This is a genomic window from bacterium SCSIO 12696 (assembly GCA_024397955.1).
In the GTDB taxonomy this organism is placed as follows: Bacteria; Pseudomonadota; Gammaproteobacteria; order Pseudomonadales; family Porticoccaceae; genus SCSIO-12696.
In genome coordinates this window covers 2,893,516-2,916,870 of sequence record CP073744.1, presented here as the reverse complement: position 1 = coordinate 2,916,870, position 23,355 = coordinate 2,893,516, and the positions used below count along the sequence as shown (strand labels likewise).

22 protein-coding genes are annotated in these 23,355 nt (G+C 53.3%); 6 read left to right on the top strand and 16 right to left on the bottom strand.

Translation table 11 applies throughout. The features are described 5' to 3' along the window. Positions 1-58: 58 nt before the first annotated feature. The 6 genes from KFE80_13460 to ccoN form a co-directional block, all read right to left on the bottom strand. Complete coding sequence (locus KFE80_13460; GenBank protein UTW45342.1) at positions 59-580, bottom strand: FixH family protein; 522 nt, start codon at positions 578-580, stop codon at positions 59-61. 99 nt (positions 581-679) lie between these two features. Continuing rightward, a complete protein-coding gene (ccoG, locus tag KFE80_13455; protein UTW45341.1) occupies positions 680-2,095 on the bottom strand; it encodes a cytochrome c oxidase accessory protein CcoG in 1,416 nt (471 codons plus the stop codon). Between the two features lie 88 nt (positions 2,096-2,183). Then, entirely contained in the window at positions 2,184-3,122 is a 939-nt protein-coding gene (ccoP, locus tag KFE80_13450; GenBank protein ID UTW45340.1) for a cytochrome-c oxidase, cbb3-type subunit III, read from the bottom strand. Beyond that, positions 3,119-3,304 carry a cbb3-type cytochrome c oxidase subunit 3 gene (locus tag KFE80_13445; GenBank protein ID UTW45339.1) on the bottom strand — a complete coding sequence of 62 codons (186 nt, stop codon included), beginning with the start codon at positions 3,302-3,304 and terminating at the stop codon, positions 3,119-3,121. The genes ccoP and KFE80_13445 overlap by 4 nt, the downstream gene beginning before the upstream one ends. Positions 3,305-3,306: 2 nt before the next feature. Further along, positions 3,307-3,915: a cytochrome-c oxidase, cbb3-type subunit II gene (gene ccoO, locus KFE80_13440; GenBank protein ID UTW45338.1), complete on the bottom strand. Its 609-nt coding sequence runs from the start codon at positions 3,913-3,915 to the stop codon at positions 3,307-3,309. Positions 3,916-3,927: 12 nt separating this feature from the next. Then, positions 3,928-5,403 (bottom strand): cytochrome-c oxidase, cbb3-type subunit I, encoded by a 1,476-nt coding sequence (gene ccoN / locus KFE80_13435; GenBank protein ID UTW45337.1) that lies wholly within the window; start codon positions 5,401-5,403, stop codon positions 3,928-3,930. A gap of 397 nt (positions 5,404-5,800) precedes the next feature. Between ccoN and pyrC the strand changes: the two genes are divergently transcribed. The 3 genes from pyrC (at position 5,801) to KFE80_13420 (ending at position 9,944) form a co-directional block, all read left to right on the top strand. Then, positions 5,801-6,832: a dihydroorotase gene (gene pyrC, locus KFE80_13430; protein UTW45336.1), complete on the top strand. Its 1,032-nt coding sequence runs from the start codon at positions 5,801-5,803 to the stop codon at positions 6,830-6,832. A 30-nt stretch (positions 6,833-6,862) separates the two neighbouring features. Beyond that, complete coding sequence (rnt, locus tag KFE80_13425; GenBank protein ID UTW46744.1) at positions 6,863-7,465, top strand: ribonuclease T; 603 nt, start codon at positions 6,863-6,865, stop codon at positions 7,463-7,465. A gap of 172 nt (positions 7,466-7,637) precedes the next feature. Continuing rightward, positions 7,638-9,944, top strand: a complete 2,307-nt coding sequence (locus KFE80_13420) for an NADP-dependent malic enzyme (protein UTW45335.1) — start codon at positions 7,638-7,640, stop codon at positions 9,942-9,944. Positions 9,945-10,053: 109 nt separating this feature from the next. Here the strand turns inward: KFE80_13420 and KFE80_13415 are convergent, their stop codons facing one another. Further along, positions 10,054-11,031 (bottom strand): nuclear transport factor 2 family protein, encoded by a 978-nt coding sequence (locus KFE80_13415; protein UTW45334.1) that lies wholly within the window; start codon positions 11,029-11,031, stop codon positions 10,054-10,056. 1 nt (position 11,032) lies between these two features. Next, positions 11,033-11,851, bottom strand: a complete 819-nt coding sequence (locus KFE80_13410) for an alpha/beta hydrolase (protein ID UTW46743.1) — start codon at positions 11,849-11,851, stop codon at positions 11,033-11,035. A gap of 337 nt (positions 11,852-12,188) precedes the next feature. Here KFE80_13410 and KFE80_13405 point away from each other — a divergent pair, with 337 nt between their 5' ends. Further along, complete coding sequence (locus KFE80_13405) at positions 12,189-13,070, top strand: helix-turn-helix domain-containing protein (protein ID UTW45333.1); 882 nt, start codon at positions 12,189-12,191, stop codon at positions 13,068-13,070. A 107-nt stretch (positions 13,071-13,177) separates the two neighbouring features. On the opposite strand, the gene KFE80_13400 is transcribed toward KFE80_13405, so the two are convergent. After that, positions 13,178-13,780, bottom strand: coding sequence for a peroxiredoxin C (locus KFE80_13400; GenBank protein UTW45332.1), 603 nt, complete (start codon positions 13,778-13,780; stop codon positions 13,178-13,180). A 154-nt stretch (positions 13,781-13,934) separates the two neighbouring features. Next, positions 13,935-14,270, bottom strand: coding sequence for a Grx4 family monothiol glutaredoxin (grxD, locus tag KFE80_13395; GenBank protein ID UTW45331.1), 336 nt, complete (start codon positions 14,268-14,270; stop codon positions 13,935-13,937). A 504-nt stretch (positions 14,271-14,774) separates the two neighbouring features. Here grxD and KFE80_13390 point away from each other — a divergent pair. Both KFE80_13390 and argF read left to right on the top strand, forming a co-directional pair. Continuing rightward, positions 14,775-15,950 (top strand): acetylornithine transaminase, encoded by a 1,176-nt coding sequence (locus KFE80_13390; GenBank protein UTW45330.1) that lies wholly within the window; start codon positions 14,775-14,777, stop codon positions 15,948-15,950. Beyond that, positions 15,947-16,867, top strand: a complete 921-nt coding sequence (gene argF, locus KFE80_13385) for an ornithine carbamoyltransferase (GenBank protein UTW45329.1) — start codon at positions 15,947-15,949, stop codon at positions 16,865-16,867. The genes KFE80_13390 and argF overlap by 4 nt, the downstream gene beginning before the upstream one ends. Positions 16,868-17,002: 135 nt before the next feature. Here argF and KFE80_13380 read toward each other — a convergent pair whose 3' ends face one another. The 6 genes from KFE80_13380 to KFE80_13355 all read right to left on the bottom strand — a co-directional run bounded on the left by KFE80_13380 (position 17,003) and on the right by KFE80_13355 (position 23,278). Beyond that, complete coding sequence (locus KFE80_13380; GenBank protein UTW45328.1) at positions 17,003-17,791, bottom strand: heme ABC transporter ATP-binding protein; 789 nt, start codon at positions 17,789-17,791, stop codon at positions 17,003-17,005. Between the two features lie 10 nt (positions 17,792-17,801). After that, entirely contained in the window at positions 17,802-18,803 is a 1,002-nt protein-coding gene (locus KFE80_13375; GenBank protein ID UTW46742.1) for an iron ABC transporter permease, read from the bottom strand. A 37-nt stretch (positions 18,804-18,840) separates the two neighbouring features. Continuing rightward, positions 18,841-19,704 (bottom strand): ABC transporter substrate-binding protein, encoded by an 864-nt coding sequence (locus KFE80_13370; GenBank protein UTW45327.1) that lies wholly within the window; start codon positions 19,702-19,704, stop codon positions 18,841-18,843. Beyond that, positions 19,692-20,771 carry a hemin-degrading factor gene (locus KFE80_13365; protein UTW46741.1) on the bottom strand — a complete coding sequence of 360 codons (1,080 nt, stop codon included), beginning with the start codon at positions 20,769-20,771 and terminating at the stop codon, positions 19,692-19,694. The genes KFE80_13370 and KFE80_13365 overlap by 13 nt, the downstream gene beginning before the upstream one ends. Before the next feature lie 72 nt (positions 20,772-20,843). Further along, positions 20,844-23,042: a TonB-dependent hemoglobin/transferrin/lactoferrin family receptor gene (locus KFE80_13360; GenBank protein UTW45326.1), complete on the bottom strand. Its 2,199-nt coding sequence runs from the start codon at positions 23,040-23,042 to the stop codon at positions 20,844-20,846. Positions 23,043-23,110: 68 nt separating this feature from the next. Further along, positions 23,111-23,278 carry a hemin uptake protein HemP gene (locus KFE80_13355; GenBank protein UTW45325.1) on the bottom strand — a complete coding sequence of 56 codons (168 nt, stop codon included), beginning with the start codon at positions 23,276-23,278 and terminating at the stop codon, positions 23,111-23,113. Between the last annotated feature and the right edge of the window lie 77 nt (positions 23,279-23,355).

The following is a 23,355-nucleotide window of genomic DNA, read 5'->3' as shown; positions in this document are numbered from 1 at the left end:
TGATTAGCGCTTGTTTAGCCACAACAGTGGCGATTCAATTAGTGTTAACAGGCCCTAATCACGGCTGATTGGCGACTAGTACGGTTCCCTGGCTGCGATCAAAATCGATCTCGCCATTCAAACGCCACTTGGGCAAGGTTTGCTCATCAGCCTGTGGCGGCAACAGGCGTAATAAATAGCGGTGTTTTAAACGCTGATCCAGCTCTCCGCGATAGCTGTTTGCGGACAAACGCTGCAGAGCAATATTGCGGTCATTATCGGCTTCCATGGGGTGCAACAGTTTCAGCTGCAAACTCTCCGGTAATTCATCGCCACTGAGGCTGACATTCACCATGCCGCTGTCGAAGTTAAAACTCATCTCCGCCAACATATTCAATTCAGCAGCCTGCACATCCTGTTCAAGGCGCTGATTGATGGCCTTGCCATCCTTGTAGTAGTTGTCCACCACCATATCGTCTGCAGTGCGGTTGGCGAGTTGAATCATCGAGATGCCAGCCACCACCACCGTAGCGGGCAAACTGATGATTAACCAAGGCCAAAATTGGCGGTACCAGGGTTTTGTATCGATAACTTTTTGCACGTTATTACTTACACGGTTTATTGAGGAAAACGGTTTGGTATTGAACTCAAGCCATTACTCCAGTAGCACCGGAGTAATGGCGAGACAATACTTAAATGGCTATCGAGGGCCGATAAAACGACTCTCTTGGCTATCGCGAATGTTGGGATCATCCAGCGCTTCGACAGTAAAAGCAAGGTCGGCATTAGGGGTTTGCAGAAGTGTCGGGTCGAGACGAAGTTTCACCAGGACATGACGAACCTCCCCTTCCTCTACCAGCACCTCCTGGTCACCCTTGATCTCATAGGGCAAGCCGCCTTCTACCGTAATCCGGTAGCTGCGATCCAGAGTATCCATATTGTTAATTTTCAGGGTGTAGGCATTTTCTAACAAGCCCTCACTGGTAAAACGGAACAGTGCATTACGATCCCGCTGCACATTCACTTCCACCGGTATTCGAGTGGCCATGGTGTACACAAAGGCAGAGGACATAATCAACACACCCAGTATGTAACCAAGCAATTTTGGCCGCCAAATGCGTACTTTCTTGTTGGTCAATGCGGTCTCTGTGGTAAAGCGAATTAGCCCCCGCGGGTATTCCATTTTGTCCATAATCGCATTACAGGCATCTACGCAATAACCGCAGTTGATGCACTCGTATTGCAAGCCATCGCGGATATCGATACCCACCGGGCACACTTGCACACAGAGCGTGCAGTCTACACAGTCACCCAACCCTTGAGAGCGGTAATCCGCGCCCTTTTTGCGAGGGCCTCGGCCCTCGCCACGCTTCTGGTCGTAAGAGACCAGCAACGTGTTTTCATCGTACATAGAGCTTTGAAAACGCGAGTACGGGCACATGTACTTACACACCTGCTCACGCATAAAACCCGCGTTGGTGTAAGTAGCTGCAGTAAAAAACAGTACCCAGAATACCGGCTGAAACTCAGCGCTAAAGGTAAGCATATCCACGCTGAGTTCACGAATGGGGTTGAAATACCCCACAAACGTCAGCCCAGTGAGCAAGGCAATTCCAATCCAGATGCCCTGCTTTGCTGACTTGCGCATGATTTTATTGGCGTTCCAGGGAGCACGATCCAGTTTGATGCGCTTCAGACGGTCCCCTTCGCAAAGGTTTTCCGCCCACATAAACATCAGCGTCCACACCGTTTGTGGGCAGGTAAAGCCGCACCACACACGGCCCACCGCTACAGTGACGGCAAATAATGAAAACGCTGCAATAATCAGTAGCCACGCCAACAGCATAAAATCCTGTGGCCAGAAAACCAGACTAAATACGTAGAATTTGCGCTCTGCCAGATCAAACCAGACAATCTGGCGACCATCGTATTGAATCCAGGGCAGCAGAAAATAGGCCCCTAAAAGCGGTAACCAGCTCCACCGCTGCACACTGGAGAAAAAGCCCTTTACCCGGCGGGTGTAAATTTTATCGGCGCTTTGGTAAAGGCTGACAATTTTGACAACCTCTTCATCCTGAGCCTGTTCAACATGGGTGGGCTTATGTAAATCGACCATTTAGCACTCTCTACCACGTAAAAGAAAGGTGGATCACATTGCGTTAATCCACCTTACGTTTAGATACTTGCCAGCAACCTTATACTGGTTATTCGTCCGCCGTCAGACTGAATACATAAGACGCCAGCAGGCGGATTTTTTCTGGTCTCAGCAGATCTTGTTGAGCAGGCATCAAGCCACTGCGGCCACTGCGTATAGAATGGCGTATGCTCAAACGCAGCGGGTAGCGGTGGTCGCGATACAACCAAACATTGTCTGTCAGGTTCGGCGCACCCAACGCTTGCATGCCGGTACCGTCAGGACCGTGGCAGGTCGAGCAGGTGGCGTTGTAGACCTCTGCACCCGCCTGGGCTTGCTCGGCGTTGTGCTCTTCGCCACTTAGGCTGAGAACATACTCAGACACATTCACCACACCGTCTTCACCAATCACTTCACCCCAAGCAGGCATCGCTCCTTGGCGGCCATGGGCAATGGTGGCTTCGATGGTTTCAGGAGCGCCACCAAACAGCCAGTCTTTATCGGCCAAATTGGGGAAACCATGGCTGCCGTTGGCATCGATGCCGTGGCAGATCGCACAGTTATCAGCAAACAGACGTTGACCCATTTTCAAGGCAACCGGATCCTTGGCCATATCCACAATTGGGGTATCTTTAAACTGCTCGTAAATAGGGCCGTATTTTTCCTCAGCCTTATCCATTTCGCGCTGCCACTGATTTTCTTTGGTCCAGGGCTTGCCGTCACTGGAAAAGAACTTGGCGGCACCTTCCCAACTGCCCATCCCCGGGAACCAGATCAGGTAGGCCACACTGAAAATGACCGACCCCAGAAAACTCCAGAACCACCAGGCAGGCAGCGGGTTGTCATATTCTTCAATACCATCGTAGACATGGCCAGTGGTTGGCGCTTCACCGGTGTGAGTCTGGTCGTCTCGCAACTCGACATTGCGATTTGCCAACAACAACCAGGTACAGCCACCGAGAACGATGAGTGTGATAATAGATATCCAGATACTCCAGAAGGCGCTCATTGTGGTTTTTGCCTCTTCTCGTCGCTTTGCTGATTAGCGTCCAGTTCACCTTCGTCAAAAGGCAACTGCGCTGCTTCATCAAAATCTTGCTTTTTGTGTTTGCTAAAGGCCCACCAGACAATTCCGCCAAAAGCGAGCATTGCCAAAATGGTGCCTATCCCCTGCAGGGTTCCCTGATCCATTATTAACGCTTCTGCTTGAGCAGAGTGCCCAGCTGTTGCAAATAAGCCACAACCGCGTCAATTTCACGCTGGCCTTTCACAGCCTCCCCGGCACCGGCAATGTCTTCATCGGTGTAGGGAACGCCAACCGAACGCAGAGCTTCCATTTTCTTGCCAGTTAGCTTGCCATCCAATACGTTGGTAAACAGCCAAGGGAATTCCGGCATATTGGATTCGGGCACAACGTCGCGGGGGTTGTACAAATGCGCACGGTGCCATTCATCACTGTAGCGCCCACCCACACGGGCCAAATCTGGGCCGGTGCGCTTTGAGCCCCACAGGAACGGGTGTTCGTACACATGCTCACCCGCTACTGAGTAGTGTCCATAGCGCTCAGTTTCAGCGCGGAAGGGACGGATCATTTGGGTGTGACAAACGTTGCAACCTTCGCGAATGTAAATATCACGACCTTCCAGCACCAGAGCTGGCAGGGGCTTGAGTCCATCCACAGGCTGAGTGGTCTCATCGATAAAGAACAGGGGCAGAATCTGAGCCAAACCGCCAAAGCTCACTGCCACAAGAATCAGAACCACCATCAAACCGATGTTTTTTTCTACGACTTCGTGTTTCACAGTTATCTCCCCTTATGCCGCCTGGCTCTGCGTGGTAACGGCTTGTTCCGATTCATCGGATGGCTTGTCAGACACCGTACGGTACAGGTTGTAGGCCATCACCAGCATGCCGGTCAGGAACATGGCACCGCCCAGCAGGCGTACAAAATAACCTGGGTAGCTGGCTTCAACAGAGTCAACAAAGCGGTAGGTCAGAGTGCCATCATCGTTGAAAGCACGCCACATCAAGCCCTGCATCAGACCATTTACCCACATGGAGGCGATGTACAACACGGTGCCGATAGTCGCCAACCAGAAGTGCACGTGAATCAGCTGCACGCTGAACATTTCTTTGCGATTGCTCAGCACCGGAATCAGGTGGTAAACAGCACCGATGGAAATCATTGCCACCCAGCCCAGTGCGCCAGAGTGAACGTGGCCGATGGTCCAGTCGGTGTAGTGAGACATGGCATTCACCGACTTGATAGCCATCATCGGGCCTTCAAACGTGGACATGGCGTAGAACGACAGAGACACAACCAGGAAGCGCAGAGTTGGGTCGGTGCGCAGCTTGGTCCAGGCACCAGACAGAGTCATGATACCGTTAATCATGCCGCCCCAGGATGGCGCCCACAGCACCAGAGACATGATCATACCCAAAGTCTGAGTCCAGTCAGGCAATGCGGTGTAGTGCAAGTGGTGAGGGCCAGCCCAGATGTACAGGGAAATCAACGCCCAAAAGTGAACAATAGACAAGCGATACGAGTAAACCGGACGCTCAGCCTGTTTGGGTACAAAGTAGTACATCATGCCCAGGAAGCCAGCGGTCAGGAAAAAGCCCACCGCGTTATGGCCGTACCACCATTGAATCATGGCATCTACAGCACCAGCGTACGCAGAATAGGATTTCCACATGCTCACTGGTACTTCTGCGCTGTTCACCACGTGCAACATGGCCACCGCAATAATAAAACCACCGTAAAACCAGTTGGCTACATAGATATGCTTGATGGTGCGCTTCATGATGGTACCGAAGAACACATAGGCGTAGACCAGCCAAACAATGGTAATGGCAATATCAATGGGCCATTCCAGCTCGGCGTATTCTTTGGCACTGGTGAAACCCATTGGCAGGGTAATCGCTGCCGCGAGGATAACCAATTGCCACCCCCAGAAAGTGAACCAAGCAGCACCGTTTGAAATCAAACGTGTGCGACAGGTTCTCTGCACAACGTGATAAGAGGTAGCGAACAAAGCACAGCCACCAAATGCAAAGATAACTGCGTTCGTGTGCAGTGGGCGCAGGCGGCCGAAGTGCGTGTAAGGCTGCAGCAGGTTATTGAGGTCCGGCCATACCAGCTGTGCTGCCAGCAGCACCCCTACGGCCATACCAACCACGCCCCACACCACTGTCATGATGGCGAAGGCCTTCACCACACCGGTGTAATACTGGCCGCTGGTTTCGCTGTCGTGCACCGGTTGCTCGCCGGCAGTCGCAACATTGCTCATCAGATTACCTATGGTTGTCGTTACAATTTAGATAGAACTCAGGGCGCAGAATCCTGGTACTCAACAGTTCAAGTCGAAGATCCCCTAAAACGCCCAGATTTTTAGTTAATTAATATAGTCTGTCTGGTAGCCGCGCCCATTATCACTTTGGGGGTACCTGCGGTCGTTGACACACATCAAGTGGGATGGGCGGCCAACGTTATGGTCTGTTTTTTCTAACCACCTGGCAGATAGCGCTGGGATGCGGATTCCGCATTTTACCCCTGTCACGGCAAAATTCACAGGCAATCTCATTCATAAAATCGACAATACCTATAACCTAGGGCCACCTTATATAAAAGCCGAACACTTTCCGGTAGCATTCGCCCCCAGACAAGCACCCGGCAACCAGGTATTTATGCAGACCCTCACTATTACCCGCCCCGACGATTGGCACGTACACCTGCGCGATAGCGACGCACTGACAACCACTGTGCCCGACGCAGCCCGCTGTTTTAACCGTGCGATTGTTATGCCCAACCTGGTGCCACCAGTGACCAAGGTAGAACAGGCCGCCGCTTACCGGGAACGCATACTGGAACAACGCCCGGCAAACAGCCCATGGGAACCGTTGATGGTGCTTTACCTTACCGACAACACCAGTGCTGCCGACATCGAAGCCGCCGCCAATAGCGGATTCGTGAAAGCCGTAAAGTACTACCCTGCCGGGGCAACCACCAACTCAGACTCTGGAGTGACTGACCTCAACAAGGTACACATCGCTTTGGAGGCGATGGAAAAAACCGGCATTCCATTATTGCTGCACGGTGAAGTGACTGATAGCGACATCGATATTTTTGATCGCGAAGCGGTATTCATCGACCGCCACCTGGGCCCATTGCGCCAGAAGTTTCAAGGGTTGAAAATGGTGTTGGAGCACATCACCACCCGCCAGGGAGCTCAGTTCGTTGCCGATGCTGACACCAATATGGCCGCCACCATTACGCCGCAGCATCTGCTCTACAATCGCAACCACATGCTGGTGGGAGGCATTCGTCCGCATTTTTACTGCCTGCCTATCTTGAAACGAGATATCCACCAACAAGCCTTGATTGAAGCTGCCACCAGTGGCAATCCGCGCTTCTTTCTCGGCACCGACTCCGCACCACACGCCAAAAATCGCAAAGAAAATGCCTGCGGCTGTGCCGGGTGCTACAGCAACCACGCCGCTATTGAGCTCTACGCCGAAGCGTTTGAGCAGGCAGGCGCGCTGGATAAACTGGAAGGCTTTGCCAGTTTTCATGGGCCCGACTTTTACGGCCTGGCACGCAATTCAGAAACCATTACTCTGGCCCGCAACCCATGGCAGATTCCCGATGCAGTGGCACTGGGCAAAGACACCATGGCGCCACTTGCCGCCGGGCAAACCCTCAACTGGAAACTGCAATAAGGAATTCTGGTGTCAGATCACTACACCCCTCTGGCAGAGCGCTTTCGCGGTTTTTTACCGGTTGTGGTCGATGTGGAAACCGGCGGTTTTAATAAAGATACCGACGCCCTGCTGGAAATTGCCGCTGTCACCCTGACCGTCGACGAAGATGGCTGGCTGTTGCCGGACGAAACCGTCAGCTGCGCCGTTGAACCCTTTCCGGGGGCCAATCTGGAGCCAGCGGCTTTGGAAATTACAGGCATTGACCCCGACGACCCAGAGCGCAACGCATTGGATGAGTGTGAGGGGCTAAACCTGGTGTTCCAGAAAGTGCGCAAAGCGGTGAAATCCCACAGCTGCAAACGAGCCGTCATGGTTGCCCACAACGCGCATTTCGACCTGGGTTTTGTTAACGCCGCAGTGGAGCGTTGCGACATCAAGCGCAACCCGTTTCACCCGTTTAGTTGCTTTGATACAGCGACTCTGGGCGGGCTCGCCTATGGTCAGACAGTACTGGCCAAAGCCTGCGAAGCGGCCAATATCGAGTTCAGTACCCGCGAAGCACACGCGGCCAGCTATGACGCAGAACGCACCGCAGACTTGTTTTGCACCATCGTCAACCGCTGGCGGGAATTGGGGGGATGGCTGGTCTAACACCTTAGGGGTACCCAAGCCATAACCGCAATCTATTTCCCCAATGGGAATAAAAACTCTTACGCGCTAAACTACGCGGCTATTTAGTGACACAATTGTGCCTTTAGTCGCGTTATCCGCTATAAAGCACAACAAACAACAGTAACAGCCTTTAATTGAAATGGGGTAGGCCATGTCCGACACGAATAACGATTCCCTCAAAGAAAGTGCCCTGCATTACCACACTCACCCGGTAGCGGGAAAGATGGAAATCCAGCCCACCAAATCCCTGGCCAACAAACGGGACTTGTCTCTGGCCTACTCTCCCGGTGTGGCTTACGCCTGTGAGGAAATCGTTGCCGACCCCAACTATGCCGCTAAAGTCACCTCCCGTGGCAACCTGGTAGCGGTGGTCAGTAACGGTACTGCAGTACTCGGCCTCGGCAACATCGGCCCGCTGGCGTCCAAGCCAGTGATGGAAGGTAAAGCGGTATTGTTCAAAAAATTCGCCAACATCGATGTATTCGACATTGAAGTGGACGAAACCGACGTGGACAAACTGGTCGACACCATCGCCGCACTTGAGCCTACCTTTGGTGGCATTAACCTGGAAGACATCAAAGCACCGGAGTGCTTTTTGGTAGAGCGCCAGCTGCGCGAGCGGATGAACATTCCCGTGTTCCACGACGACCAGCACGGCACCGCTATCGTTGCTGCCGCTGCGGTGTACAACGGCCTGCGCATCGTCGACAAGAAAATCGAAGACATCAAGCTGGTGGTATCCGGTTCCGGCGCCGCCAGTATCGCCTGTGTAGAGCTGCTGATCAGCATGGGCCTGAGCAAAGACAACCTGCTGCTGGTAGACCGCGGCGGCGTAGTCTACGAAGGTCGCCCAGAGAATATGAACCCCTGGAAGGAAAAACTGGCGGCCAATACCGACGCCCGCACCCTGGCAGACGCCATGGTCGATTGTGACGTCTTTATGGGCCTGTCTGGCCCCGGCGTTCTCAAGCCAGACATGGTCAAAACCATGGCTCGCGATCCGCTGATTCTGGCGATGGCCAACCCCACACCGGAAATTCTGCCGGAAGAAGCCAAGGCAGTACGTCCAGATGCCATTCTCGCCACCGGCCGCTCCGACTACCCCAACCAGGTAAACAACGTACTCTGCTTCCCCTTTATCTTCCGTGGCGCTCTGGACTGTGGTGCCAGCACCATTAACGAAGAAATGAAAATGGCCTGTGTGCGAGCTATCGCCGACTTGGCCATGAAAGAAGCCACCGACGTAGTAGCAGAAGCCTACGCGGGTGAAGAGCTGAAATTTGGCCCCGACTATCTGATTCCCAAGCCCTTCGACCCCCGTTTGGTGGAAGAGCTGCCGGTAGCCGTGGTTCAAGCCGCCATAGACAGTGGCGTCGCCACTCGCCCTATTGAAGATTTGGACGCCTATAAAAAGTCCCTGCACGAGTTTGTTAACCGCGCAGGCTTGTTTATGGAGCCAGTTATCCAGGCCGCCAAACGCGGACCATTGCGCAGCCTGGTGTACGCGGAAGGCGAAAACGACGACGTACTACTGGCCGTACAAGCGGTTGTGGATGAAAACGTCGCCCGCCCAATCATTCTGGGCCGCCCGGATGTTATCGAGGAAAAAATTCAACGTTTGAGCCTGCGTCTGAAGCCAGGCAAAGATATTGATGTATTCAACCCCAAAGACGCCGACCAGCACGAGCGCTACTGGCAGCATTACCACATCATGACCGGCCGCCAAGGCGTTTCTGTAGAAGCCGCCAAGTCACTGATGACCACCAATGCCACTGCCTTGGCAGCGGTAATGGTTTCATTGGGTGAAGCTCACGGCATGATCTGCGGCAAGGTTGGCCGCTTCCTCAGCCACCTGCGCGATATTCACCAGGTATTGGGCACCAAAGAAGAAGGCCAGCATATTTCCTCGGTGCAGGCGCTGTTGATGCCGTCTGGCCCGATCTTTATGACCGATTCCTTCCTGACTGTGGACCCCACAGCGGAGGAAATTGTCACCAAGACCAAAGCTGCCATCGAATTTGTTCGTCAGTTTGGCATCAAGCCAAAAGTAGCCCTGCTGTCTCACTCCAACTTTGGCACCTCAAATGCGCCTTCTGCCAAGAAAATGCGCAAGGCGGCCGCGATTTTGCGGGAGCAATACCCGGATATTGAGTTGGACGGCGAAATGCACGCTCTCAGTGCTTTCAACAGCCAAAACCGCGATATCGCCTACTCTGAAGCCAACCTCAGCGGCAGCGCCAACCTGCTGGTAATGCCCAACCTGGACGCCGCCAATATCGCCCTGGGGCTGGTACGCTCCTTTACCGACGCCCTGTTGATCGGCCCCTTCCTCACCGGCCTGAAAAAGCCTGCACACATTGTGATTCCTTCCGTGACTTCACGGGGCATTTTCAATATGAGTGCACTGACCGCGGTGGATATGGAGCACTATTGTCAAAACAGCAGCTCTGAAGACTGAGACAATTTAAATCTCCGCGTAAGGATTCGCGACACAAAAAATGCCAGCACTGCGCTGGCATTTTTTGTGGCTCCTAATCAATCAGAGACTGTCTGAAAACAACCGAGAACTATTTGAGCTGATCCAGCAACCCAAAACCTCGCGCAGCAACAACAGGATCAAAAATTTCTACGTACTCGGTAATCTTGCCTTCATCGTTAAAACGGAAAGTGGAGTAGTATTTATTTTCATAAATGCCCGCACCATCCTTAAGCTTCATCTTTCCCTGGTAGCGAACGAAAACTATATTCGGGTCTTCCGTGGCTAAAATTTCTTCAACAGGAAAAATCATGCCATCGAAATAACCGGGCACCGGCGCCCAGTATTTTAACAACTCTTCCCGCCCCACAGCGCCAGATGGAAATACGCCGCCAGTATATGGGTTAATTTGTACGCCATCTTCAGCAAACAGATTCACCAAAGCGGGAATATCTTCCTGCTCCAGATACTTGAAAAAAGCACTAACCGTGGCTTTGTTGCGCTCACCAATGCTACCAGGCAAGAGCTTACTGCCAGCCGCAGCCATTGCCGGCCCGAACACCTCTCGGGTACCTTGCTCACCTTCAAGATTGAAGGTCATTGAGGTGATTTTCCATTGGCCATTTTGCTTGGCGAGTTTGTAGTCATAACTGCCATCTACCTGCCAGAAAAGGTCATCGACCCAGTGATAGGCAACCACGTCTGCGGTGGCTGTGGCATTGTTGCCATCCACACTCACTTGTACGTTAGAAAGGCGATGACGGGTGCGACCAAAACCCGGCAACACGCTGGCCCATTCAGACATCAATTGCTCAGGGGTTTTGGTGGCAGGGGGCTGGCCGTTTAAAGACGAGTAATCCAAGGTAAACTCATCCGCGTAAAGCCGGGCCAGGGCATCGTACTCGCTGCGATCCGCCAGAAGGCCGACGCTTTCAACAATACCGGCTACAGCCGCTTGATCGGGGGTAATCATCATTGCTTCCTTTTGAGGCTGACGCTCTGATTGGTTGCTGCAAGCCACGAGCAAAGTCATCGCAGCAAACAGAATGATCATCGGTTTAATGGACACACTATTGCCCCTTAAAAAACGCCGCCACCGCATCGGAGGCTTCAGTCACAACATCGCGGCGATCATAGAAATCGAATTGAGAAACCTCATCGCCGAACCACAACTTTTTGAGTGGCGCCTCAGTCAGTTGCTCAAAGTGATCTGCCCCTGCAGGCAACGCCATACCCGACGACCCCACCAATAACGTAGGTTTGCCCAAACGCTCAGCAGAGGCTAAACCGTCGTAAGTTAACCAGGGCTTCCAGGTCAGCACGCTGAATTGATTGTCGTACGCCGAAATCAAGCCGCGGTTCTCCTCGGTGTAATAAGGTGCTTCAAACATCGGTGCGGTATTGTCCGTCGTGCTGGCTGCGGTAAGAACGACAGGGCTGTCGGCAATTTCGCCCTCTTCGCTGGTTGCAATCAGCCCAGAGGCGGCGTCTGAGCCACCGTAGATGGCTTCAGCCATTTCCGGGTTATGCAACCAGGGAGCCACCAGAGCCAATTTGGAAAGCTGGGAGCTGTCTGCTACTGCGGCGGCCATATAACCAGAAGAGGCGCAAATACCCAGACCAGAAAGCTGCGTAGCATCTACATCGCTGCGGCTTGCCATGTAGCGGGTAGCGGCGAGAATATCGGCGGTTTTTACCGTGGGGTCTTCCACGTAACGGCGATCACCGCCACTTTCACCCCAGCCGGTAAAGTCAAAGGCCAATGCCACCAATCCACGCTCGGCAAGTTCACGAGCGTAAGTGCCGGGCATTTGCTCCTTCACCGTCGTCCACGCGCCGGTGACAATAACCGCAGGGGCGACACCCTTCAGCTCAGCGGGCTTATAAATAACACCTTTTAAGGTAACGCCATTGCTGTCGAAGCTGACGAACTCTTTGGTGATATCGGCAGAGTCTGCGGTGTTTTGCAGGTTGATAAATTGGCTCATTGGAACCTCCTTCACATAACTTGTTGATGTTTCTGACGGCTGGAAAGCGGTGTCGCTAGCGCCGCAGGCAGTCAATACGCCCACAGCTGTGGCACACAGAATGATTTTTTTGAGGCTGTTCATGGTTGCACTCTCCCGTTTGATGATCGGGGAGAAAAATAGCAATCCGGCGCAAACCGTTATAGGAAAAGGCTGCTTATTTTTTGAAGATTCCTGCTCTGCGCGTTATCTTTCAAACATGAGTAATTATCAGGACAGTTACCCGTCAGAACCCCTACTGCGCTCCGGTGATCAAGTGCGCAAAAGTGCCGGTGAACTCCTGTCGCTGGAGTATTTTGAAGCCGAACCCGACAGCATGGCGACACAGGCATTCAGCCAGCACCACATACTGATTAATCTGAAGGACGAACCCCACCGTTTGGAAAACTGGCGTGGCGGTCAACACCGGGATTTCACATTCAGCAAGCACGACATCGTGGTTACCCCCGCTGGCCTGGAAAGTGGCTGGCGCTGGCATGCGCGCTCAAAATGCATTGTGGTTACTCTGGAGCCGGATAAACTTGAAACATTTACCCAGAGTGAGTTGGGGCGCTTATTAACCGATCAGCAGCTTCTCGACCTGCCCCACTTCAAAGACGAAGACATTGCCAATGCCGCTGTTATGCTGCTTGATGCCCTGCAGCTGGAAGGTTCAAGTTCCGATGTGATGTTTGAAAGCCTGGCGCGAGTCTTTTTGGTCAAACTTGTTAACAAGTATGGAGATGACCGCAGCGATGACATTACTTACTCGGACAAATTTACCGCCAAGCACTATAAGCGGGTACTGGATTTTGTAGCCAACCATTTTGGCGATTCGATTCAAATTGACGATTTGGCCCGGGACATCGGCATGTCGTCATCCCACTTTTCACGATTGTTTAAACAGGTGATTGGCGACACACCGTACCAGTTTTTGATGCGCTACAGAGTTGAGCGAGCGGCGGAGATGATTGCCAACACAAAGAAGCCGCTTTTCGATATTGCGCTGAGCTGCGGCTTCTCGGATCAGGCCCACCTGACGCGCACATTCAAGCAACTCAATAACACAACACCAAAAGCATGGCGCAAGCAATTTGTGTAATGTTTGTACTGGTCAATTCCAGCAAACACTGAAATAGCCAAGACACAGCATAAAAAAACCGGGCCTCGCAAAAGGCCCGGTTTTTATTTGTGCAAAACAGCTATGGCTTACAGCTTGTCAGCGTTCTCGCTCAGGTAAGCGGCAACACCTTCACCGGAAGCGGTCATGCCTTTGTCGCCTTCTTCCCAGCCAGCGGGGCACACTTCACCATGCTCCTGGTGGAAGTTCAGGGCGTCAACCATACGCAGCATCTCGTCTACGTTGCGGCCCAGTGGCAGGTCGTTAACTACCTGGTGGCGAACAACACCATCTTCGTCGATCAGGAAAGAACCACGGAAAGCAACACCAGCGTCGGCTTCTACGTCGTAAGCCTGGCAGATTTCGTGTTTTACGTCGGCAACCAGAGCGTATTTCACCGGGCCAATGCCACCGTCGTTAACGGCGGTGTTGCGCCATGCGTTGTGGCTGAACTGAGAATCGATGGAAACACCGATCACTTCAACACCGCGCTTTTGGAACTCTTCGTAGCGGTGATCGAAAGCGATCAACTCGGAAGGGCATACGAAAGTGAAGTCCAGCGGGTAAAAGAAGATTACTGCCTTCTTGCCTTTGATGGATTCTGCCAGGTTGTAATCGCCAACGATTTCGCCGTTGCCCAGTACTGCCGCTGCGGTAAAGTCCGGTGCTTGTTTGCCTACTAAAACGCCCATTTGGCTCTCCTTTGATGCATTAATTAAACACTAAAATTTCAACTGACCCAGATGGGTCAGTAAGGTATTTGGTTTTGAGCAATAAATTCTACCCAAACCTTTTCTAAAATCTCATTAAATAAAGCTATACCGGTAATAGGATCGGCTGAGGTAATTAACCATTATCCTTTTCATCACCAGCTGTAGCTTCAGTAACCAGCTCTTTGAGCTCACCTTTTTCGTACATTTCCACCACGATATCGCAACCGCCAATCAACTCACCTTTCACCCACAATTGTGGGAAAGTTGGCCAGTTGGCGTACTTGGGCAAGTTGGTACGAATATCCGGGTTGGACAGCACGTCCACATACGCAAAGCGCTGACCACAGGCCATCAGCGCCTGTACAGTGCGAGCGGAAAAGCCACACTGGGGTTGGTTCGGCGAACCTTTCATATAGAGGATCACGTCGTTACTTTCGACCTGATCGCGAATGGTATCCATAATTTCCATGGGCTGATTACCTCGGGCTTGTTACTTCGGGCTGAGCTCGTATCGAACGGGCTGGAAGGCCGCTGATTCTACTCCATTGGGCAGGTGCGAAAAACCACAAGTTTTTCAGGACTATTACCAGCACTGGCACTCTACCCAGCACGGAGTATTTCTAGGGCCTGTTCGCACTAATTGAATCGCCACTGTTGTGACTAAAAAAGCGTTAATCAAGGCGCGAGTCGTGTGGTTTGGTCATTCCAAATGAGCGGCGAGCAACACAGAGTGACGCTTTTTTAGCCGCAACCCGAAGGGCTGGGGCCCCTGTTTATAAACAAGAAGTCCGTCCAGCTGCGTTATCAGTCCTTATGTAGAATGACTACACAGTACTCCTTCTGCCTTGCTGGACAAAAAAATGGCTCCCAGCAGTGATGATTCAATTAGTGCGAACAGGCCCTGCTCCAAACCATTCCACCAAATACCACACTGCTATATGATGTGCGGTTTTCCCGCTCACAGGAGTCCAGCGTGGCGAGCAATGCACTAATGAACAACTACGGCACCCGCGCCATCACTGTCACCAAGGGTGACGGCAGTTGGTTGTGGGATGACCAGGGCAACAAATACCTGGATGCCATCTCCGGCATTGCCGTGTGCGGCCTGGGCCACGCGCACCCAGCGGTGACAGCAGCCCTATCGGAGCAAGCGGCCACCCTGGTTCACGCCTCTAACCTGTACAACCTGCAACCCCAAGAGCAGCTGGCGGAAAAGCTACGCACCCTATCCGGCATGGACAATATGTTTTTTGCCAACTCCGGTGCCGAAGCCAACGAAGCCGCCATCAAACTGGCGCGCCTGCACGGCAACAACAAAGGCGTTCCGGTACCTACTATCGTGGTGATGGAAAACGCCTTCCATGGCCGCACCATGGCCACACTCACCGCCACTGGTAACCCCAAGGTACAGCAGGGCTTTACCCCCTGCCTGGACGGCTTTGTACGAGTGCCATTTGGCGACGCGGATGCCGTGGAAGCTGCAGTTAAAAGCAACCCCAACATCGTTGCTGTACTGGTGGAGCCGATTCAGGGAGAAGGCGGTATTCACACGCCAAGTGACGATTACCTAAAACAATTGCGCACCTTGTGTGACAACCACGATCTGTTGTTGATGCTGGATGAGATTCAAACCGGCAATGGCCGTACCGGCAAGTACTTTGCCTACCAACACGCGGACATTCTTCCGGATGTATTAACCACCGCCAAAGGGCTTGGCAACGGCGTACCCATTGGTGTTTGCATGGCCTCCGGCAAGGCTTCACAGCTGATGCAACCGGGTAGCCATGGCTCCACTTTTGGTGGCAACCCACTGGCTTGCAGCGTCGGTTTAGCCGTAGTGGACACGTTGCAAAAAGATAACCTGGCAGAGCGCGCCGCACAGCTGGGTGAACAGCTGCAACATCAACTGCGAGAACGCCTGAGCCACTGCCCTCACTTTGTTGAAGTACGCGGCAAAGGCTTGATGATCGGCATTGAGCTGGCACACCCTTGCGCCCAGCTGGTCGCTGCCGCTACCGCCAAAGGACTGCTGATTACAGTAACTGCCGAGCGAGTGATACGCCTGCTGCCACCGCTAAACCTGAAGGACGACGAAGCCAGCCTGCTGGTGGACACCCTGGTTAATTTGATTGAGGAGTTTGCACCATGACACTCACCCCCAAACCACGTCACTTTCTGACCCTGCAAGACCTTAACCGGGATGAACTGCAGCAGATTATCCAACGGGCTATCGAGCTAAAAGCGCAACACCGCGCGGGTACCGCTGGCAAACCCTTAAATGGAAAAGTACTGGCAATGATTTTTGAAAAATCGTCCACCCGCACCCGAGTTTCCTTTGAGGCGGGCATGGCCCAACTGGGTGGCAGTGCGTTATTTCTATCACCCAACGATACCCAGCTGGGCCGTGGCGAACCCATCGAAGATTCCGCCCGGGTTATTTCCCGCATGACCGATATCGTGATGATCCGCACCTTTGAACACGCCAAGGTGGAACGCTTTGCGGAATACTCGCAGGTGCCGGTGATCAATGCCCTGACCGACGATTACCATCCCTGCCAATTATTGGCGGATATTCAAACCTACACCGAGCACCGTGGCTCGCTACAGGGAAAAACGGTGGCCTGGGTGGGTGATGGCAACAATATGTGCCACTCCTACATCAACGCCGCTGACTTGCTAGATTTTCAGCTCAATATCGCCTGCCCCGAGGGTTACGAGCCCAATAGCGAACTGCTGGAAAAACACGCGGCTCGAATCCAACTCACCCGCGACCCCAAACAGACCGTGGCTGGCGCTAATTTAGTGGTTACCGACACCTGGGCCTCCATGGGCCAGGAAGACGAGAAAAAAGCGCGCGAGCAGGCGTTTGCAGGCTATATGGTGGATCACGACCTGATGTCACTGGCCGCCAATGACGCCCTGTTTATGCACTGCCTGCCCGCTTACCGGGATATGGAAGTGTCCAGCGAATTGATTGAAGACGGCAATATTTCGGTGGTGTGGGATGAGGCCGAAAATCGGCTGCACGCACAGAAGGCGTTGATGGAGTTTTTGCTGGCGAATTAACCACCTCCGTCGTCATCGCGAAGGAGCCCTTTCTTTCAAAGAAAGGCGACTGCGGCGATCTCCAGCCAAGCACTCTGTAACCACGAGATCGCCACGCTGCGCTCGCGATGACAGCCACTTTTTCAAGCTAGCCAATCACCCCGTCATGGCATAAGCCACCACTACCTGGCTGGCTCGCTGCGGGTGGTTGATAGTTACCAGGGGCATTTCGTAGATATCGCTCAACAGGCGATCATCAAACACCTTATCTGTTGGCCCACTGGCGTGTAAGCGGCCGTTTTTGAGGGCCCATACATGGTCCGCAAACAACGCGGCCAAATTGAGATCGTGCAATACGCAACAAACCGTTAGCCCATTGCGCGCCAATTTCTGCAATTGCTCCAAAAGCAGGTGTTGATGATGCATGTCCATGGCGCTGGTGGGTTCGTCCAACAATAAAGTTGCCGGCTCACCTCGCTCAATAGGCTCCCACAGTTGCGCCAGTACCCGTGCAAAGTGCACCCGTTGGCGCTCACCACCAGAAAGAGTACTGAATACCCGCTCGGCCAACTCACTGGCCCGCGCCCGTTCAAGAGCCGCAGCGATAACTCTTTGCTGCTGAACTTCCGTATCCGCTTTTAGCGCGCGCCCCAATGCCACCACTTCCTCTACCTTGAGTGGAAATGGCAATTCGAGGTTTTGCGATAACACCGCGCGGCGCTGAGCCAATTCAAAACGACGCATATTGGCGAGCCGAAAGCCGTCGAAGGACACGCTGCCACTGGTGGGTGCAATCCCTCCTGCCATTGCGTTCAACAACGTACTTTTGCCCGCGCCATTGGGGCCGATAATGGCGGTCAACGCATTTCGCGGCAACTCCGCCCACACTGAAGTCAGCAAATCTTTGCCGCCCACAGAAACACCCACATCTTTTAGCGCAATCATATTGTTGTACTCACAAACGGTTTTTTCGGAATTGGGAAATCAACAGCCACAGAAAAAATGGCCCGCCGAGCAAACTGGTCACTACCCCTACTGGCAATTCGGCCGGGGAGATCAAAGTACGGGCGCCGGTATCTGCCAACACCAGCAACGCGCCCCCCAATAGAAAGGACAGCGGCAGCAAAGTACGATGGTTTGCTCCCCACACCAGGCGTACCAGATGGGGGACGATTAAGCCCACAAAACCGATAATGCCTGCAGCGGCCACCGCCGCGCCCACCAAAACCGCGCTCGCCACTATCACGTTACGCTGGATACGGCGCACATCAAAACCACTGTACTCAGTTTCCCGCTCCCCCAGTTGCATCAGGTTGAGAGCAACCCCATAGCGGCGCAGCCAAAACAGAGCCGGAATCATCAGCGTGGCACTGGCGACTACCGATCCCCACTCTGACCGCCCCAAACTGCCCATCGTCCAGAAGGTCATGGTGCGCAGTTGTTGATCATCGCTGATAAAAGTCAGTAAACCGTTGCCAGACATGGTGATGGAATTAAATGCCAACCCCACCAACAAGAGCACCGTCACCGACCCGGCGGCCCAATGGCGCACCACTTTAAGCACCAGAAAGCTGGCAATGCAGCCTCCGGCAAAAGCAAACAGATTGAGGCCGTACAGCGCCCAATAGCCGGACAACACGCCATCGAGGAAAACAATATAAAGGCCTACCGCCAGTGCACTGCCACTGGCAACACCAATCAGCCCCGGCTCCGCCAACGGGTTGCGAAACAACCCCTGGATGGCGGCACCCGCATAGGCCAGGCTGCCACCAACCAGTATCGCCAGCACTACTCTGGGCAGGCGAATATGCCAGAGCACCGCTTGCTCTATGGCAAAGCTCTGACCGTCACTTGAGCCACTAAGCAGCGCCTGAAAAGGTAACGACATGGAGCCATTAAACAGTGCCAGCACTGCAGCGAATAACAACAGTGTGACAGCCACACCCTGTGCGGGCATTTTTTTAAGTGGCGCAAAGAACAAAGCACCAGAGCCGTTATTCACCCTCAACGTTCTCCTGAAAATCGGCTTTTATCTGCGCCAGAACGCTGGGTGTGCGCAAACCAAAACCCAGTAACAAGAGAGCATCGTAATCCAGCACACGACGGTTTTTACCCGCCTCAGTCAGCTTAATACCGGGGAGATTTAACACCCCTGTCACTCCCCCCAACTGTTTCTGCCCCTGAGAAGTCACCACAATAATATCCGGGTTGGCCTGTACCACGGCTTCGGCGGTCATGGGTTTGTAACCGGAAAAACCCGAGAAAGCATTGCGGCCACCGGCCAGCTGAATAATGGTGGCCGCCGAGGTGTCCTCTCCTGCCACCATCGGAGTGCCACCGCCGTGGCCGAGAATAAACAATACCTGTGGCGAATCTGGCGTCGCCCTTTTGCCAGACACTACATCAGTACTCTGCAACTCCTTGCGAAACAAACTCGCCAACTGTTCACCGCGCTGGGAAGTACCAAAAGCAGCGGCCACCTGCTGAATTTTCTGCTCAACCGCCGACAACGAGGTCTGCGCCGTTACCCGAACCACCGGAATACCCGCTGTCTGCAGCTGTGGCCAGATAGTGGCTGGGCCGGCGTTGTCACTGGCAATCACCAAATCCGGTTTCAGGCTGGCAATGCCCTCAACTGAAAGAGCACGCAGGTATCCCACCTTGGGCAGTTCATCGGTTTTGGCGGGGTAAACACTGGTGGTGTCCGTAGCCACCAGGCAATGTTCTTGCTCCAGGGCGTAGACAATCTCGGTAATATCGCCACCAATGCTCACCACCCGCCCTGTACAATCCGCAAATGACTGGCTCACCATAGTCAGCAGGCCAATCAGCAATGAGGGGAAACTTAACTGGCGCAACTGAAATCCCCCTCCGGGCTGAGGGCACACTCACAGGCCACCACAATATCCCGCCACAACGCCAACTCAGGCTCACCCTGCTGGCGCCTGCCAAACAATTGCACCACCAGCTCGCCATTGGCGTCATAGGCTTCGATGGCAGTAATGACTCCGTCTTTACTGGGTTTGCGTGTCACCCAGCATTGATCAATACCACTGGCATCCAGATGCAGGTTAAAGCGCTCATCCAATACGTTGAACCATTGCCCTACTTGTCGCAGATTGTTTACCGCACCGGTGTGGATTTGCACGCAGCCATGATTGCTAACAAATACCATAATGTCGCAGCCTTTGCAGGCCGCTTGTTGCAGGGCCACCTGCACCGTTCCCAAGGGCACCTGATTGGCCAAATCCACTGGCATAAGTTGCAGCGCGGTCAGGCGTTCCACCTTGTGCTTGCGCAACATCGGGAAAAACTGGTGCACATCGGTAAGGGCGCGCCAGTCCTGTTCCAATGCAGAAATATCCACCACCGTCGGCGCTTTACTGGGTGCCTGTTGCTTTGCTGGCAACACATCAGGCCACAGTGGCTTCTCTGACCGATGGCGAGACACCAGTCGGTGATAGGCCGCCAGATCACTGGCGGCGGTGAGGTAAATTTTGTGGAGCGCCACACCCTGAGGGTCAAAAAACTGCAAGCTGTGGCGCTCTCCAAATTCCAGAGGTTCTGTTACCGCAAAACCAAAACACCAGCGGCTGAGAAACAAGCGCAAATCGATGTCCGGATTGAGCGCCATACCCATTGTTGGGCCTTTGCCTTCCTCATCATTTTCAGAACCGAAAAAGGACAGGTTGTGGTACACCCCGTGACGCTCGTGAACACAGTATTGGTTACGTGTGAGTGCCATAACGTCGCCAAGCTCAGCCACGTCTGACAGAATGCCGGACCAGTCCTCGCTGAGACGCACCGCGTTGACATCCCCTCGGCAGGCCAATAATTCTGCCTCTGACACCTGCAATACCGCAGCGGCATTGCGTGGCCGCAGTTGCGGCTGCTGATGCTTCAATTCCTTGTATTGCTGCTGCAAGCGTTCAAATTCAGGCTTTTGTTTAACTGTTTGTACTGTGGCTGATCTTGTCACGGTTCCATCTCCTGAAAATTAAAATTCCACGCGTACACTGGCACGTAATTGGCGACCACTCTGTTGAGCTAACGCGATGGCAGAGGCATCACTGGCATCAACGCCACGCAGGTCATTCCACTGGGCATAGGCTTTGTCGAACACATTGAAGGCACCGATGCGCAGCAGGGTGTTGTCGGCCAATTGATAGTGGCCAATCAGGTCCACCACGCCATAGCCAGCCCCCGCCGTATTGCCATCATCTGCCAAGCGCTTCTGGCGAGTGGCTGCACTGACGCGGGTTTCAACTCCCCATAAACCGGTGGGCTCGGCATAAGACAGGCCCAGCACCCCATTGAGCGGATCAACGGAATCCAGGGGCGCGGCTTCTGTGTGGTTGTCGCCCCTGGCATAGGCCAGGCTGCCACGTAAAGACCAGCTTTCCGCCAGGTACCATTGGCCATTGAGTTCAGCACCGCGTATCTCCACCGAGTCGATATTGCGGTTCTGGAAAACTCGAATACCCTGATCTACCCGCAAAAAACCGGAGTCGATAAAATTGCGGTAGTCGTTTTGGTAGAGGGCAAAATCCACGAAACCCTGGTCAAAGCGGGCTTTTAAGCCGACCTCAATGCCCTTGCTGGTTTCTGGCTGTAGGTTGGGGTTGGGAATCACGGCGTAGCCAAAGGCACGATTGACGAACGACTGGTTGGCATCGCTGTAGTTGGGCGGTCGAAAACCCTCTGCGTACTGCACGGACAATGTCAGGTTATCGTTAAGGGCGTAGAGCGCGCCAAAATTCAACGACAGCTCACCTTCATCCAATGGCGCCAGGCGACCACCCAAGGCGCTGGTATCCACCACCCCACGACTGTCGGCGGTGAGCTTGTGAGCGTCATAACGCAACGCCGGAATCAAGGTAAGGCCACTGTCGCCAAAGACAATTTCATTCTGGCCGTACAGTCCCCAGCGGGTGGATTCGGTATCCGGGAAGGTTTTATTGGGAAAACTCTCGGCAGGCGCGAAAGGAAAAGCAATGATATCGGTGGTTTGCTGACCGGTAGTCAGGTTGGTTTCGGTGCGGTTGCGAGGGCGCTCGGTGTCCAGCGTTTCATAGGTAAGACCGTAGACCACGGTGTGCTGAAAACTCCCCTGGCTAAACCCTCTGTGCGCCACCAGGTCGAGCCCCTGTACCTGCTGATTGAATTCAAAATCACTAACCCTCAGTACAGGGGTGCCCGTGGGGGCAGAGGCGAATGAAAAGCCGGTGCGGCGCTGGCGAGTAGTTTGCAAACCATCGCTGTCTTGCCAGTAGAAACGGGTATGCAGGCTGTCTGCCAAGGTGTTTTCCAACGTCCAGTTGTGGGCAACACTGAAACGGTTACGCTGTTTTCGATCCTCACCAGTGGCTTCGGTAACACCTCTGACTTCTTGAGAATCCAGTTCAAAATCATTGCGCTCGTGAAAACTGTCCAGTGCCACTACCACACGGTGATTGTCACCGGTTGGCAGCGACCATTTCACCAACAGGTTATCGCTAACACCATCCAAAGGATCAAAACGGGCGCTGCTATTGAGTTCCTGCTCGGAAAACTGGCGCCGAGTGTACTGCAGCAGCCCGGCACCCCAGCTTCCCTTTGCAGCACCCACAAGGCCAACCTTGCCCTCATCCCTGGACTGGTCACTGGAAAAGTTGGCGGCAAAGTAGCGCTGTTCTTCTTGACTCAAATAGTCTTCCGGATCTTTGGTATTGAGCAACACCACCCCGCCCAAGGCATCGGCACCATAGAGCGCAGACGCCGGCCCGCGGATAATTTCCACGGAGGTCAAATCATCGGTTTCAAACAGGTCACGGCCGTTGGAGAAATAATTGTCGACACTGCGAATACCATCCACCAGGTTGAGCACTCGTACCCCACCAATACCGCGAATCACAAAGCCCTGATTACCACCGCGCTGAGAATTGGCAACGGACACGCCGGGCTGATAACGCACCACATCCGCCAGCTCTGCCACCAGTTCCCGTTCGATATCGTCTTTGGAAAATACCGATATGGTTCCGGCAACGTCGGATGCCTTTCTACTCAAACGAGTGGCAGTGGTTATCACCTCTTCATAAGGTGAGTTCGTTTTCGATGATGTTTCAGTGTCTGCAGTACCTTCAACTGAAGATGCCAGCGCGGAAGCAGTGGACGCAACAGCGGCCAAAGCAGCCACCCCTGTGATTGAACAGCTCATAAAACCTCCTCTCGGTGGGTTCCAATGGCTGCCTCACAAATGTGGGGTGGCTGATTTAAAGAAAAGACTTACTTGGTCAGAATCAACTTGTTCTGTTTGGTTTTACGCAATTGATAGAAGTGGCCGCCGTGGCGAATCAAAATCACCACAGAGTTACCCAGCAGATCATCACTGGAGACAACGTTGCTTTTTATTTCCAAATTTCGGGCTTGGTGATTGGTTGAAACAGTATCCACAATAAACCTCCTAAAAATTGATAATGAGAATTATTATCAATATCAAGAAAGTCGTCAACCCTTATTACAGAGTAAAT

Bases quoted from the DNA above. Each gene is read 5' to 3' on its own strand.
- ccoG (UTW45341.1), bottom strand. From the start codon at position 2,095: ATGGTCGATTTACATAAGCCCACCCATGTTGAACAGGCTCAGGATGAA.
- ccoP (UTW45340.1), bottom strand. From the start codon at position 3,122: ATGAGCGCCTTCTGGAGTATCTGGATATCTATTATCACACTCATCGTT.
- KFE80_13445 (UTW45339.1), bottom strand. From the start codon at position 3,304: ATGGATCAGGGAACCCTGCAGGGGATAGGCACCATTTTGGCAATGCTC.
- ccoN (UTW45337.1), bottom strand. From the start codon at position 5,403: ATGAGCAATGTTGCGACTGCCGGCGAGCAACCGGTGCACGACAGCGAA.
- pyrC (UTW45336.1), top strand. From the start codon at position 5,801: ATGCAGACCCTCACTATTACCCGCCCCGACGATTGGCACGTACACCTG.
- KFE80_13420 (UTW45335.1), top strand. From the start codon at position 7,638: ATGTCCGACACGAATAACGATTCCCTCAAAGAAAGTGCCCTGCATTAC.
- KFE80_13405 (UTW45333.1), top strand. From the start codon at position 12,189: ATGAGTAATTATCAGGACAGTTACCCGTCAGAACCCCTACTGCGCTCC.
- KFE80_13400 (UTW45332.1), bottom strand. From the start codon at position 13,780: ATGGGCGTTTTAGTAGGCAAACAAGCACCGGACTTTACCGCAGCGGCA.
- grxD (UTW45331.1), bottom strand. From the start codon at position 14,270: ATGGAAATTATGGATACCATTCGCGATCAGGTCGAAAGTAACGACGTG.
- argF (UTW45329.1), top strand. From the start codon at position 15,947: ATGACACTCACCCCCAAACCACGTCACTTTCTGACCCTGCAAGACCTT.
- KFE80_13380 (UTW45328.1), bottom strand. From the start codon at position 17,791: ATGATTGCGCTAAAAGATGTGGGTGTTTCTGTGGGCGGCAAAGATTTG.
- KFE80_13375 (UTW46742.1), bottom strand. From the start codon at position 18,803: ATGCCCGCACAGGGTGTGGCTGTCACACTGTTGTTATTCGCTGCAGTG.
- KFE80_13360 (UTW45326.1), bottom strand. From the start codon at position 23,042: ATGAGCTGTTCAATCACAGGGGTGGCTGCTTTGGCCGCTGTTGCGTCC.